Source organism: Candidatus Krumholzibacteriia bacterium, assembly GCA_030748535.1.
Classification (GTDB): Bacteria; Krumholzibacteriota; Krumholzibacteriia; order JACNKJ01; family JACNKJ01; genus JASMLU01.
Window position 1 is genome coordinate 271,666 of record JASMLU010000001.1, and the last position, 13,232, is coordinate 284,897.

Consider the following 13,232-nt stretch of genomic DNA (forward strand, 5'->3'; position numbering starts at 1 on the left):
CCTTAAGGTCTGAGACTTCCAACACGCTGTGTCGCAATTCTCAGGGTTTCATCTGCCGCAAGGGCACCTCTCTGCGCCATTTCGTAGGCCCGATAAGCACGGATCATGTCCACCATCTCCCGAACTGACTGGACATTGGAGCCTTCGAGAAAACCGGGAGCGAGAAGGTAGTCGCTCTCTTCCGCTTCCCGACTACCGCCTTCGAGGCGAAGAAGGTTGTCCCCCTGCCTTTCCAGCCTTGCCCCTTCCTCCGGAAGCAGGATGGAAAGACGGCCGAGCAAGATTTCTCCATCGAGAACACTGCCATCGGGAAGGATGCTGGGATTCTCACCGACATGAATCGGCGAGCCGTCCACCAGCACCCGGCCACCGGAGGAATGAACCAGCACTCCCTGCTCATCGAGACGGAAGGAACCGTCCCGGGTCAGGCGAAGCCCCTGATCCGTTTCCACCTGAAAGAAGCCTTCTCCCGTAAGAGCGATGTCCAGAGGATTGCCGGTGGGCAAAAGGGGCCCTCCCTGCTTCGAGGGAACTCCCTCCACGAGGATCTCCCTCTGCGGCAGGAACAGTTCCTGACCCGGAGCCTGCACCCCATCCTTGAGGTGGGCAGAAACGCGAGCCATCTCCCGCTTGAAGCCGGGAGTGTTCACATTGGCCAGGTTATTGGAGATGACCTCGTGCCGTCGCCACTGCATCTGCATGGCCTGGCGGCTACTGTCGAGGGCCTTGATCATCGCTTCTCCCCATTCGATAGAATCGAAAAGGGACATCAATCTTCATGCCACGAGCAAAAAAAGGCTAAAGTTTTGTAATTTGCTGAAAATGCAACACTTTGCGGCTTATTGCTAAAGCGATGCCATAGGAGCTTGGACAGTTTCCTGCGCCTTCAGGCGGAAAATCCTGCATCAAGCGGGGTGACTGTACTCCAGGCTGGACTGGATTTCGAGGATTCTGTCCAGGTGCGTGATCCGCAGGATCTTGCTCACATGCTCCGTCAATTCCACGAGAAGCAGGCGTTGGCCGCGAGCCCGGAAGCGTTCATTCAGATCGACCAGATATCCGAGACCGGCACTGTCGATGTACTCCAGTTCCCCGAGATGGAAGATGATTTCTTCCGCACCCCCGAGGCAGTCTTCGGCAGATTCGCGAAGCTCGGGAAGGGTAAAGACTTCAATCTCGCCCTGGATCTGCAGGAGAGTCGATCCTCCCTGCTGGCTTTTCGTGATCTTCATTGCTCTATTCCCTGGAAAATCAAAAGTGTCAGGTCGTCCACAGGAGCGATCCGCCCACGAAAGGCATTCAGATCGTCCAGCAGGCTTCCTAGCAAGTCTGCTGCCTCTGTCCCCCGGTGTTTCTGAAAATACCCTTCCAGGCGAGCGGAACCGTAACGATCCGAGTCCTCACTCTTCATGTCCGTAGCCCCGTCCGAATAGAGTAGCAGCCAGTCTCCGGCTTCGAATCGGAAAGGCTGATCGCGATATTCTTCCCTCTCCCGTATTCCGAGCGGAAGTCCTCCATAGTCTCCGAGATCCTGGAGTTTCTTTCCCTGTCTCAGGAAAAGAACGGGTTCGTGTCCCGCCGATGCGGCCAGAACTTCTCGCCCTCCGCAGCGGAAAATCAGACAGGTGGCCGTCACGAAACTCCCCTTCATCCGGTCTTCACAGAGGAAGCGGTTCAGTCGGCCCAGGAGTTCGCCCGGGGAGTGGCAGGATCGAGCCTGGCTTCTCAAGAGTGCGCGGAGACCGCTCATGCGAAGTGCCGCAGGAACGCCCTTCCCGGAAACATCTGCGAGGAAGGCCAGGGTGTCTCCATTGTCCAGGGTGATGACATCGTAGTAGTCCCCGCCCACGGACTCTGCTGACTGGCTGTAGCCCGCCATATCCAGGCCTTCCACTTCAGGAAGGATTTCGGGGATCAGTCTTTTCTGGATCTGCCGCGCAACTTCCAACTGTTCCAGTTCCCGGTTTCGCAAGATCTGCTCCTGGTGCTCCAGGGCCTTTTGCAAAGCCTGACTCCCGAACAGGGCGCAGGACTCAATCAGTTCCCGGCTCTGGGGGTCTTCCTGAAAGTCCGGCCCGGATACCAGAAGAAGCTCCGCACGATGAGGAAGCCGTAGAGGAAGGTTGACTTCCATGAGTGTGTCAGGAAACCAGGCACTGTTACCGGTAGATGAGAACTGTCGGAGGCGGCTACCACGAAGCGGCTCCCTCTCATCCTGATCCAGTTCATCCAGAACTTCCTCGGGAAGCCCCCAGAAGACCTTGTGAACTACCTTGTCCTTTTCGTAGAGACGCGCCGCTCCCACTTCCGCGCCGGTCAGGTCCATGCAGAACTTGAGAACACGGTTCAGAATTCTCTCGCTGTCGAGCTCATGGAGAAGCTGCCCAAGAGCGTTGAGTGCTTCCACCTGACGGAGGCTGTCTTCGACCAGTCTTTCCTGTTCTGACTGGGAGACAAACTGGAAGAGGACCCGCGAAACATGACGAAGGAAGCCAGGAAAGTGAGAGTCCACGCGAAAGAGCGGTGGCGATACCAGGAGTTGGCCGATCTCTTCGCCTTCGTAGCGAAGGGCATGGCTTTGACTCTTCTCGCCCGGAAGAGTGCTGTCCCACTCCTGCCGGCTCCCTCCATCACTTTCGTTCAGGAAGATGGAGCAACTCTCCGCCCCGAACTCTTCCCGCAGAAGCCGGGCCAGTTCGGGATAGAAAGCATCCCGGTCACGGGCTCCGTAGAGCCGCTCCAGAAGTCTCTCCGGTCGGTTGCGCTTACCGGTCTTCACAGTCCCCCCGCATAGAGGTGATCCAGATCCTGCAGATCCTGGCGCAGTTGCCAGAGCAGGCGAAGGAAACTTTCTCTTTCGAAACCCAGACTTCTCATTTCCTTGCGGTAATCCTGAACATCCACTTCCCGCCCGAGATCCTCCAGATTTCTCCGCCCAAGGCCCCACTGATTGCAAAGCTGGTCCGAGAGATGTACGAGAACCGCCGCGGGATGGCTCTTGCCCCGGTTCCAGGGATCATGGTGATAGCGAACGGCCTGAATGATGTGCTCCGGCAATTTCCAGCGCTGAAGAACATGACGCGCCAGTTCCGGATGCTCAAAGCCGGAGACCTCTTCTTCCTCTTCCCGGCAGATCGGTCTCCGCCCGGGAATCGGATCGAAGAGTTCATCGAGTACGAGTTTCCCGATGTCGTGCAAAAGACCGGCCACAAAGGCTTCCTCGCCGAGCAGGGGAGGCTGTTTCATTGCTTCAGCGAGTTTGCGGGAAGTGATGGCCACGGCCATGGCATGGGTCCAGAAGCCCCTGCCCGGATAGTCATAGCAGTCCATCTCCCGTCGCAGAAGCCCACTGCTACTGACCGCATAGACCATGTTCTTCATATTGTCCATGCCGATCAGGACGACCGCGTCGTGGATGGTGGAGATGCTCCGTCCCCCGGCAAAGAAGCTGCTATTGGCGACCTTCAGAAGACGGGCGACCAGCGCCTGGTCCTTGCGAATCACTTTCTCGAAATCGGAGGCCGTGAAGTACTCCCTGCGGGCGACCGCAAGAAACTCCTTCACCACGGAGCCCAGGCTCGGCAGGCTTTCCATGCGGGCAAGCGTCTTTTTCTGCAAAGACTTGCGCTCCACAATTCCAATGATGGAATGCCGGGGGGGCATACGGCGGCTCCTTTCCCTCGAGAGAGTCTCAGGTCTCTTATCGGCAGGAAGGAGTGGAACTAAAGGGGTTTGCCTAGGCCGTGCGGGAGGAGATGTAGTCTTCCAGACGATCCCGCTCCTCTTCCTCAATGCTGTAGAAGAAGCAGGCAATCCGGTAGGACGAAACGGCGGGATCCTCCTCCTCCGGCTCGCAGCGGACGACAATCCCGTCCTGGCGCAGGACCCAGGGATTGCTCTGCTCGTCCTCCTCCGGAAGATGAAGGGTGAGAGGGAGCTTGGTCCCCTCTTCCATGTGGTAGGGAGAGTCGAAATAGACCCCGGAACTGGACAGGTTCAGGGTTCTGCCCAAGTCGCTGGTGGATCCGGGCTCAAGCCGGATTTCCAGTTTCAGACTGATGTCGAGGCGTCTTGCCCGTCTGCGTTCTTCCATGGGGTCTTCTCCCTTTCTTCTGGGAGGAAATTGCCCCCTCTCTCCCTATTCCACAAGGAAAAAGTGAACCCTGCGGGTTTTCAGACTGGCTGCCACGATCTGCAGCCGAAGGGAATCGCCGGCTGCGAAGACCTTCCCTGAGAACTCACCTCGGAGAAGCTCCCGATCCTCCTCAAAGTGAAACCACTCGCCGCCAAGTTGGGAGGCGGGCAGGAATCCCTCGGCACCACTTTGGGGCAATTGGACAATCAGCCCTCCCTCCCGAACACCGAGTACTGTCGCCTCATGGACATCACCCAAGTGCTGCCTCGCCCAGAGAACCATCTCAAGCCGCATGCTGTCGCGTTCTGCCTGCAGGGATAGAATCTCGGTCTCCGACAGATGCTCTGCGAGGGACTTCAACTCTCCCTGCTTCCTGTTCGTTTGACCGCGCAACCAGCTCTTCAGGCTCCGGTGAACCTGTAGATCGGCATAGCGCCGGATGGGACTGGTGAAGTGAAGATAGTCCGTCCAGGCGAGGCCAAAGTGCAGGGAAGCAGAGGAGGAGTACTTTGCCTTTTGAAGAGATCGCAGAAGCCTGAAAAACAGCGGAACCCGGTCTTCCCTCTCCTGGATTCTTTTCGCAAGGTCACGATACTCCGCAGGCCGGGGCGGGAGTGTCGGGTTCCAGGCAATCCCGGCCAGGGAGAGCGCATGGCGCAGTTCCTTCACATCCTCATCGTCGGGCCGCTTATGAATGCGGTAGAGACCGGGGAGCTTCTCCCTTTGCATGATTCGCGCGACCTCACGATTGGCCGCAAGCATGAACTCTTCTACGAGTCTGTGAGTCTGGAGAAGAGGCTTCTTCTCAAAACCGAGAATCTTCCCCCCTTCCTCCTTCACCCGGGTTTCCGGCATCTCGAATCGCAAGGCCCCCTCTTTCTCGCGCTGTTCTGACAGTTGGCTGGACAGTTCTTGCATGGAGCGAAGCAAGGCTGAATCGGGGCTGTTCCCTTCCAGAAGCTCCTCCGCCTCTTCGTAGCTGTAATCCCGATGGATGGAAAGAAGCGACTCCAGAAGACGGCTTCCGGATTGCCGCCCCCGGGAGTCAAAGTCCAGGAAGAGAGTGAGAGCGTATTTTGCGGATCCACTCTTCAGGGAACAGGTGTCCCCGGAAAGGGAAGCGGGAAGCATGGGAATGGTTTCAAAGGGGAAGTAGGTGGAGTTGCCCCGCCTTTTTGCCTCCTGATCCAGGCGGCTGTTCGGGGGCAGGTATTCGGAGACATCGGCAATGTGAATGCCCAGCCTGCGAGTGCCGTCCTTCAGGGTCTCCAGACTGATCGCATCGTCATGATCCCGGGCATCATGAGGATCAATTGCAATGATGGGAAGATGGGACAGGTCTTCGCGCGTCCCCTCAAGGAGGATCTCTCGATTTGCAATGGACTCTGCATCCTTCAGGAGATCCTCCGGGAACTCCCTTTGCAGCCCATGCTCCTCGCAGAGCATTCTCATGCCGAGTTCCCGATCCTCCCGAAGGCTTCGCTTCTTTCGTTTGCCCTTTTTGCTACCGGCGCCGGAAGGGAGAAAGAACCTCCCGCGACTCTTTCGCAGCTCACCGGATTCGAGCATCTGTCGCAGAAGCTGTCGGAACTTGCGTCGCTCGTGAACCGGGATATGGAGGGATGTAGAAATCCGACCGGGCAGGAGCCCGGCCGGATGCGAGTTCAGAAGATCCTCAATGGCCTCGCGCCACTCAAGTGCGGAGTTCAGATCTACTTCTTCTTGTGACGATTCTTGCGAAGACGCTTCTTGCGCTTGTGAGTCGATATCTTCTTGCGCTTGCGTTTTCTGCCATTGGGCATTGAGTGACACCTTTCCTTCTATATGATTCGAAATCCGGGCTCTGCTACTCGTCTTCGGTAGCAGCTCCGTCAGGATTCACCAGCTTCTTCAGGTCGTTGGAGGCCTTGAAGAAGGGAATCAGTTTCGCCGGTACCATCACCGTTGTTCCTGTACGAGGGTTGCGGGCCTTGCGTCCCCGACGCTCTTTCACGCGAAAACTGCCGAAACCACGCAACTCAACCTTGTCTCCCTGGGAAAGCGCATCGCTGATGCTGTCCAATACGAGATTGACAACGATCCCCGTGTCTTTCTTGCTCAGGCTCACTCTATCGGAAATCGCCTCGACAAGATCGGCTTTGGTCATGTCTCCCCCATGGGTAAATCAGAAAGTCCCCAAGGGGACAGTTCCAGAACAACCGAGCGAGGGTCAAAGATATCAAGTCGCCGTGCTTTTGTCAAAGCCTTGAAAACAGAAAACTTGGAGAAGTCTCGAGGAGACGGGACTGAGGGGCATAGAAAAAGACCCCGCCGCTGGAGTAGCGTCAAACTCGGGAAAGCGCAGCACGCAGTGTGGGAATGGGCCCCCGGCTTGATCTCCTACAAACAGTGCAGGGTCAAATGCGGGGAGGGACTATCAAGAGCAGTGCCACTGGCAAGGCGCGTAGAAAGAGCCTTGCCTTGCGCTTGTAACTACCTGCAAATGAGATTGTTACATAATAGGTGTCAGGTGTGCTTCAGGAGCCATGTTTCAAAAACAGGGAACGCTTTTTCCCGGAAGGGGAAATATTCACCCGGAGCGGCGGAGATGGATCCCCCGGTAAAGTTCTTCCAGTTCCTCGTTCAGGTCGCAGTCGCGCCGGCTCATGGCAATGGCTGCCGTTTCCAGAGCCTTGTCGATGCGATACTCCTGAAGCTCCCGGTCATCACCCCAGGAGAAGGCGGGTAGGTACTTCGGCGGGAAGGTCGCGCCGAACCAGTTCACGAAGGGCTCAAAGACGGTTCCCGTGTTCAGCCTTGAGAGAATGCCCGTTCTTACATGATCGCCCAGACAGGCTCCCAGGAACATCCGGGAACTATCGATTTCGCCTTCTGCCATTTGCACTCGCACACTGGAATAGTTGTTCTTCAGGTCGCTGTTCGTGGTGCCTGCGCCGAGGTTCACCCACTCGCCGACCCAGGCATTGCCCAGAAATCCATCGTGCTGCTTGTTCGCGTAACCCTGAAAGAGACTCTCTTCCAGTTCTCCCCCCAGGCGACACTGCGGTCCTGCGATGACTCCGTGGAGGAGACGGCTGGAAGGACGAACCCGGGTACCGGGGCCCAGATAGCAGGGACCGGCCACATACGAGAGAGCGCCGATCTCCACGCCCTGATCGAGAATCACCGGGCCAGAGCTCGTGTCGATCACTGCGCTATCGGCCACGCAAACATCGCTTGCGCGGTAGACATCATCGCTGGTGAGAGAAAGAAGCCGGGTCGGCGAACTCAATCTGCGCAGAGTTTCTTCACAGTGATTTTCAAGAAGGTGGGCGGCCAGTTCCCGTAGCTCCCACCAGAAGCGAAGCCAGGGGCCCCCGGAGGTCCAGAGCAGAGGCCCGGCAAGAGCAGGGAACTCCTCATGAGAAGCCACGATCTCCAGAAGATCAGGAATCTCCGAAGCGGATGCCATGCGAGCAAGAACCCGCCCCTCTTCCTCCAGACAGTCTCCCGGTTCCAAGGAAAGAGCTTCCTGCACAAATCTCTTCTGGAGAGGAAGCTGCTGAGCCGGGATAAGGAGTACCTTCTGGAACTCGAGCAGTTCTGCAGGCAGGGAAGCGGAACGGAGACGGCTCTCATGGAAAAAGACCGAATGAGAGGGAAAGGCCGACTCAAAGAGATCCCGAATCCGGAAAGGACCCAGTTGAAGATCCCAGACAGGGCGAGTCGCTACGGGCGGCCCCAGCCAGGGAGTCGATGGAAGCTCGTGAACCAGAATTGCAGGACGCTTTCCGAACATGTTCCTCCTCTTTGGAATCCTAGGAGAAGAGCGAGCTTTCATCAAGAGAAAGCGGAACGAAAGCAGATATCCCTTGAATCCGCACCTTGCGATCTGGCAGTTTAAGCCAATTCGAAAGGAATCCATGAGAACCAAGCTTTGCCTCGCTCTTCTGCTTCTCCTTTCTCCTTCTCTCCTGTTGGCAGAAGGATTCTCGATCTGGGCCATGGGCACTCGCAGCACAGCCATGGGAGGAGTGGGAACCGCCACGGTCTCCGACGCAGCCTCCGTCTTTTACAATCCCGCGGGCCTCGTTCAAATTGAGGGTTCGGAGATCATCTTCAGCACCTGCACAATCCGCGGGCGCATGAAGTACCGTGGCGCAGACCCCTGGCCCGGCTACGGCGTGACCGAGCAACCGCTGGCCTCCGCCCCCTACCTCCCCCAGTTCTATGCCGCAAAACGCCTGGGGAAAAACGTGGCTCTCGGAATCGGCTTCACCACTCCCTTCGGTCTGGCCTTCCAGTGGGCCAATCCCGAAACCTTCACGGGCCGACACATTGCCTATCACACCGAACTGCAAACCCTCATTTATAGCCCCACGCTTTCCTACCGGATCAATCCCCGACTGCGTCTTGGCATCGGACTCAATCTGGTTCGCAGCTACTTCCGCCTGGACCGCTATCTCATCGAGTATCTGCCCGACCCGGTCGAAGCCGGTACCATGAGTCTGGAGGGAAACAGCACGTATCTGGATTCGGGCTGGACCATGGGACTGCAGGCCGATCTTGGACGAACGCTCCGACTGGGTCTCTCCTACAAGTCCGATATCCGACTGCATCTGGAAGGCATGGCTGACTTCACGGAGTTCGAGACGGAGGAGAACCTCCCCGTGCCTGCAGATGGTCGTGCGAAGGGAGTCCTCCCCCTGCCGGGTCTCTATTCCTTTGGTCTGGCCTCGGAGATCAGGGAAAACCTGCTTCTGGAGGTGAACCTGAACCTTGCACACTGGTCTGCCTACGATGTCATCCGCCTGGAGTTCGACGATCACCCCGAAGACAACCTGTCTCTCGAGGAATACTGGAAGGACGCCCTCTCCATCCGGGCGGGGCTTGAACAACGCCGACCATCGGGGGTCATCCTTCGGGCCGGCTTCTTCTTTGACGACACACCCCAGCCTTCTGCCAGTTGCGGCCCCCTGCTCCCCGACTCCGAACAGACCTCTCTCAGCTTCGGTTTTTCGACACCCTGGCGCGATGTTGTGATCGACTACTTCGGTCTCCTGCTCTTCATCAAGGATCGTAAGGTTCGTGACAACAAGGACAGTTTCAACGGCGATTACCGGGCCTTCGGGCATGTCTGGGGCATAGGCCTGAAGTACAAGTTCTGAGGTATTCATGACTGGAAAACGCAAACGTTTCGCATTCCCTGTTCTCGGCCTCCTGCTGCTTTCGGCCTGCACGATTCTGCAGCCCTATGAGTCACAGCTCCCGCCCCTGGACAGCGGATCTGCGGACTTTTCGAATTATGTGGCTCTTGGTGCAGCCATTTCTGCGGGCTATCATTCCGGTGCCCTCTACGAGTCAGCCCAGTACTACAGTTTTCCCGCCATCCTCTCGCGCTCGATGCGCACGGAGGGATTCCGGCAACCCCGCATCAATAGTCCGGGCTGGAGCAGCCCGATGCCGGGAGAAGGGCATCTCGTCATCCGCTTCGATGACGCGGGAGTCCCGACAATGGAACCCCTTCCCTGGCCGGAAGGATGGGAGACGAACACAGACCTCTGGCCCGGGCCTCTGGATCTCCTCGATCCCCTGCCTCACCAGAACCTCTCCATCCCCCTTGCCACGGTTCAGGATCTGCTGAACACCCGCGGTCCCTTTGATGCCCAGGGACAGTTGAATCCTTATTATAATTTCATCCTGCGAAATGGAATCGAGGAGTGCGGCTGGTTCCCTCAGATTCTCAGCGCCTGGGAGCAGGCCGTTCTCCTGAATCCCACCTTCTTGACCCTGTCTGCGGGCATCAGTGAAGTGTTGACGCCGGCACTTTTCGGCACGGGTGTTCCTCTGGCGAGCGGCCCGGAATTCGAGTCTTCCTACTCGCAGCTTCTCGACAGTCTGGAAAGCCATCTTCCCGACTGCGATTTGCTCCTGCTGAACGTCCCTTCGGTTTTGGACTTTGCCTTCTTCCGCTCGGTTCCTCCGCGGGCCATCGGCCATGATCTGGAAGAACTCACGCTGCCGGGAGGAGGAGGGATTCCGCTTCATGGCGAAGAGGGAGTTCTTCTGGAAGAAGACCTGGTTCTGCTCGAAGCTCTCTTTGATGTTCTTGACGGTGTGGGGCTTCCCCGGGACGAGATGATCCAGTACTTCATGGACACGGAAGCTCTGGAGGAAGCATCGGCGGCGGCCATGCTCGACTCTCTCTACCCGAGAAACGGGGAGCTTTTGAGCGAGAACCTGGTGTTGCGGGAAAGCGAGTGGACACAGCTTGCAGACCGGGTAATTGACTACAACCAGTCAATCGCCGCTCTTGCGGAAGCCCGCGGACACTGCCATGTGGACTTTTACTCCCTCTTCCAGAGGGTTCTCGATGGCAGCGCGAGTTTCAATGGGCATGAGATGAGCGCCGAGTTTTTGGGCAACTTCTTCAGTCTCGACGGCATCCATCCGACGCGCTTCGGCAATGCGCTCATTGTTGATGAGATCACTAGCGTGATCAACGAGCGCTTCCATTCCAACCTGCAGGTTCCCCTGCTGGAGGATTTGCCCTAGGGTGAGGGCAGACGCAAAAGCCCCCGCATTCATTGCGAAGGCTTCCCGTTCCGGTGGAGCCAAGGGGGATCGAACCCCTGACCTCATGACTGCCAGTCATGCGCTCTCCCAGCTGAGCTATGGCCCCGTGAAAAGGCAGGATACTAAAAAGCAGTTGTAAGTCAAGATGGGAAGGCGGATAATCCCCTTTCCAAGGAGGTACCATGCGCCGGATCGTCTCCCTCGTCTTTCTGCTTCTCAGTGCTTCTCTCGGGTTGCTTGATGCCTCCGAAAACCGCCTCACGATTGTGGAGATCCCCATCGAAGGCACCATCGAAATGGGCCTCGCCCCCTTCGTGGAACGCGCCATTGAAGAAGCTCGTGATGCCGATGCCGTGCTTCTTCGCATCGACACCTTTGGCGGTCGCATCGATGCCGCCGTCCGCATCCGCGATGCAATCCTCCGCAGTCCCGTTCCCACGGTCGCCTGGGTCGAGGGCCGTGCCATCAGTGCCGGTGCCCTGATCACCCTGGCCGCAGACAAGGTGCTTCTCTCCGAAGGAGCTTCCATCGGCGCCGCTGAACCCGTACAGATTTCCCCCACCGGGAAGAGTGAACCCACGGGCGAGAAGACTGTTTCCTACATGCGCAGCGAAATGCGCGCGACCGCAGAAAGCCGGGATCGCAATCCACAGATCGCAGAAGCCATGGTGGACGAGTCCCTCTCCATTGAAGGCGTGATTGAGGCCGGCAAGTTGCTGACCCTTACGGCAGAAGAAGCTCTGGATCTGGAAATTGCCAATGCAGTAGTGGCGGACAGGGAGGAAGCCTATGCGATTCTCGCCTGGGAGAATCCCCGCGTCCGGGAAATGGTTCCCACCTGGAGCGAGCAGATGGTGCGCTTCCTCACCCACCCTGTTCTTGCAGGGCTCCTTCTCTCCCTTGGTGGCCTGGGGCTCCTTCTTGAAATCCGCACTCCCGGCTTCGGTGTGCCGGGCCTTGTTGGCATCATCGCTCTGGCCCTGTATTTCGGGAGCCACTGGCTCGTCCATCTGGCGGGCAATGTGGAGATCTTTCTTTTCGTGGCCGGAGTCATCCTGCTGATTCTGGAGGTCTTCGTCATCCCAGGCTTCGGCATTGCCGGTATCAGCGGCGCGGTGCTCCTGCTTGCGGGAGTGCTCCTCAGCCGAATGGCTCCTCACGGTGGTTCCGACGATTTCACTTCCGCTCTCGCCGTGCTTCTCTTTTCCATGATCGGAACCGGGGTTCTCTTTTTCGGCCTTTTGAAATACCTTCCGGAGGCGCGATGGATGGGAAGTATCGTTCTGGAAACTACCCAGAAGTCGGAAGAGGGCTTCAGTGCCGAGCAGCATGACCCCGAGCTTCTCGGTCAACAAGGCGTATGCCTTACCGACCTTAGACCGTCGGGCACCATTCGTGTCGAAGGCCAGAGACTTGATGCCATCACTGATGGCGAATACTACGAACAGGGAACTTCCATTCACATCGTGGAAGTCCAGGCAAACCGTATCGTCGTGGAACGGGACCTCGATCCCGAAGAAAAGGAGAGCAGCTCAACATGATGCCAGCATTCTTCCTCGCAGCCTTTCAGGCAACCCTGATCGTTGTCTTCCTAGTCCTTCTCTTTCTGGTGGTCCTGCTCACCTACTTTATCCCGGTGGGACTCTGGATCACGGCCTTCTTCAGCGGAGTGCGGGTAAACCTCTTCAGCCTCGTGGGCATGAGGCTCCGGAAGGTCAACCCCCATGCGATTATTCGACCGCAGATTTCTGCCACCAAGGCAGGGCTTTCCCTGAAGATCAACGAGATGGAAAGCCATTCCCTTGCAGGGGGCGATGTCACCCATGTGGTCAACGCCCTGATCAGTGCCGACAAGGCGAACATCGAACTGGGCTTCAAACGGGCCACGGCGATTGATCTGGCCGGGCGGAATGTTCTGGAAGCAGTGCAGGTGAGCGTCAACCCCAAGGTCATCACGACACCCAAGGTTGCCGCCATGGCAAAGGATGGCATCCAGCTCATCGCCACGGCCCGGGTTACCGTAAGAGCGAACATTGAAAGACTGGTCGGGGGAGCCGGTGAGGAAACGATTCTGGCAAGAGTCGGAGAGGGCATTGTCTCCACCATCGGTTCCGCCATGAACCACAAGGCCGTTCTCGAAAACCCGGACGATATTTCCAAGACGGTTTTAGCCAAGGGTCTGGACTCGGGAACTGCCTTCGAGATCCTGTCCATCGATATCGCCGATGTCGATGTGGGCAAGAACATCGGCGCAGAACTCCAAACCGATCAGGCGGAAGCTGACAAACGCATCGCCCAGGCCAAGGCAGAAGAACGGCGCGCCATGGCCGTCGCACAGGAACAGGAAATGGTCGCTCGGGTTTCCGAGATGCGGGCCAAGGTGGTCGAAGCAGAGGCAGAAGTACCCAAGGCCATGGCCCAGGCCTTCCGCGATGGCAACCTGGGAATCATGGACTACTACCGCATGCAGAATATCGAAAGCGATACGCACATGAGAGATTCCATCGCGGGCGAGGACCAGAAGCCCGAAGAGAGGGAGTAG

12 protein-coding genes and 1 tRNA gene are annotated in these 13,232 nt (G+C 57.6%); 4 read left to right on the top strand and 9 right to left on the bottom strand.

The genetic code is table 11. From position 1 onward, the window contains the following. Nucleotides 1-2 precede the first annotated feature (2 nt). The 8 genes from QGH30_01325 to QGH30_01360 all read right to left on the bottom strand — a co-directional run bounded on the left by QGH30_01325 (nt 3) and on the right by QGH30_01360 (nt 7,913). Entirely contained in the window at nt 3-734 is a 732-nt protein-coding gene (locus QGH30_01325) for a flagellar hook-basal body protein (GenBank protein MDP7020981.1), read from the bottom strand. A 171-nt stretch (nt 735-905) separates the two neighbouring features. Beyond that, nucleotides 906-1,232 carry an STAS domain-containing protein gene (locus tag QGH30_01330; protein ID MDP7020982.1) on the bottom strand — a complete coding sequence of 109 codons (327 nt, stop codon included), beginning with the start codon at nt 1,230-1,232 and terminating at the stop codon, nt 906-908. Next, nucleotides 1,229-2,779, bottom strand: a complete 1,551-nt coding sequence (locus QGH30_01335) for a PP2C family protein-serine/threonine phosphatase (GenBank protein ID MDP7020983.1) — start codon at nt 2,777-2,779, stop codon at nt 1,229-1,231. The genes QGH30_01330 and QGH30_01335 overlap by 4 nt, the downstream gene beginning before the upstream one ends. After that, entirely contained in the window at nt 2,776-3,663 is an 888-nt protein-coding gene (locus QGH30_01340) for an HDOD domain-containing protein (GenBank protein ID MDP7020984.1), read from the bottom strand. The genes QGH30_01335 and QGH30_01340 overlap by 4 nt, the downstream gene beginning before the upstream one ends. Before the next feature lie 73 nt (nt 3,664-3,736). After that, nucleotides 3,737-4,093: a PilZ domain-containing protein gene (locus tag QGH30_01345; GenBank protein ID MDP7020985.1), complete on the bottom strand. Its 357-nt coding sequence runs from the start codon at nt 4,091-4,093 to the stop codon at nt 3,737-3,739. 45 nt (nt 4,094-4,138) lie between these two features. Next, a complete protein-coding gene (locus tag QGH30_01350) occupies nt 4,139-5,704 on the bottom strand; it encodes a ribonuclease R (protein ID MDP7020986.1) in 1,566 nt (521 codons plus the stop codon). 277 nt (nt 5,705-5,981) lie between these two features. Beyond that, nucleotides 5,982-6,281 (bottom strand): HU family DNA-binding protein, encoded by a 300-nt coding sequence (locus QGH30_01355; protein MDP7020987.1) that lies wholly within the window; start codon nt 6,279-6,281, stop codon nt 5,982-5,984. Nucleotides 6,282-6,704: 423 nt separating this feature from the next. Next, nucleotides 6,705-7,913, bottom strand: coding sequence for a putative sugar nucleotidyl transferase (locus QGH30_01360; protein ID MDP7020988.1), 1,209 nt, complete (start codon nt 7,911-7,913; stop codon nt 6,705-6,707). A 124-nt stretch (nt 7,914-8,037) separates the two neighbouring features. On the opposite strand from QGH30_01360, the gene QGH30_01365 reads away from it, so the two are divergent. Both QGH30_01365 and QGH30_01370 read left to right on the top strand, forming a co-directional pair. After that, entirely contained in the window at nt 8,038-9,282 is a 1,245-nt protein-coding gene (locus QGH30_01365; protein MDP7020989.1) for an outer membrane protein transport protein, read from the top strand. Nucleotides 9,283-9,289: 7 nt separating this feature from the next. Then, nucleotides 9,290-10,669, top strand: coding sequence for a hypothetical protein (locus QGH30_01370; protein ID MDP7020990.1), 1,380 nt, complete (start codon nt 9,290-9,292; stop codon nt 10,667-10,669). 54 nt (nt 10,670-10,723) lie between these two features. Here QGH30_01370 and QGH30_01375 read toward each other — a convergent pair. Beyond that, a tRNA-Ala gene (locus QGH30_01375) sits at nt 10,724-10,796 on the bottom strand. A 76-nt stretch (nt 10,797-10,872) separates the two neighbouring features. Here QGH30_01375 and QGH30_01380 point away from each other — a divergent pair. Together QGH30_01380 and floA are read left to right on the top strand one after the other, a co-directional pair. Then, on the top strand, nt 10,873-12,231 hold the full coding sequence (locus QGH30_01380) for an NfeD family protein (GenBank protein ID MDP7020991.1): 1,359 nt from the start codon (nt 10,873-10,875) through the stop codon (nt 12,229-12,231). Then, entirely contained in the window at nt 12,231-13,232 is a 1,002-nt protein-coding gene (gene floA / locus QGH30_01385; protein ID MDP7020992.1) for a flotillin-like protein FloA, read from the top strand. Before QGH30_01380 ends, floA begins: the two co-directional genes overlap by 1 nt.

Excerpts from the sequence above, each read along its gene's own strand:
- QGH30_01325 (MDP7020981.1), bottom strand. The coding sequence starts at position 734 with ATGATCAAGGCCCTCGACAGTAGCCGCCAGGCCATGCAGATGCAGTGG.
- QGH30_01330 (MDP7020982.1), bottom strand. The coding sequence starts at position 1,232 with ATGAAGATCACGAAAAGCCAGCAGGGAGGATCGACTCTCCTGCAGATC.
- QGH30_01340 (MDP7020984.1), bottom strand. The coding sequence starts at position 3,663 with ATGCCCCCCCGGCATTCCATCATTGGAATTGTGGAGCGCAAGTCTTTG.
- QGH30_01345 (MDP7020985.1), bottom strand. The coding sequence starts at position 4,093 with ATGGAAGAACGCAGACGGGCAAGACGCCTCGACATCAGTCTGAAACTG.
- QGH30_01350 (MDP7020986.1), bottom strand. The coding sequence starts at position 5,704 with ATGCTCGAATCCGGTGAGCTGCGAAAGAGTCGCGGGAGGTTCTTTCTC.
- QGH30_01355 (MDP7020987.1), bottom strand. The coding sequence starts at position 6,281 with ATGACCAAAGCCGATCTTGTCGAGGCGATTTCCGATAGAGTGAGCCTG.
- QGH30_01360 (MDP7020988.1), bottom strand. The coding sequence starts at position 7,913 with ATGTTCGGAAAGCGTCCTGCAATTCTGGTTCACGAGCTTCCATCGACT.
- QGH30_01365 (MDP7020989.1), top strand. The coding sequence starts at position 8,038 with ATGAGAACCAAGCTTTGCCTCGCTCTTCTGCTTCTCCTTTCTCCTTCT.
- QGH30_01370 (MDP7020990.1), top strand. The coding sequence starts at position 9,290 with ATGACTGGAAAACGCAAACGTTTCGCATTCCCTGTTCTCGGCCTCCTG.
- QGH30_01380 (MDP7020991.1), top strand. The coding sequence starts at position 10,873 with ATGCGCCGGATCGTCTCCCTCGTCTTTCTGCTTCTCAGTGCTTCTCTC.
- floA (MDP7020992.1), top strand. The coding sequence starts at position 12,231 with ATGCCAGCATTCTTCCTCGCAGCCTTTCAGGCAACCCTGATCGTTGTC.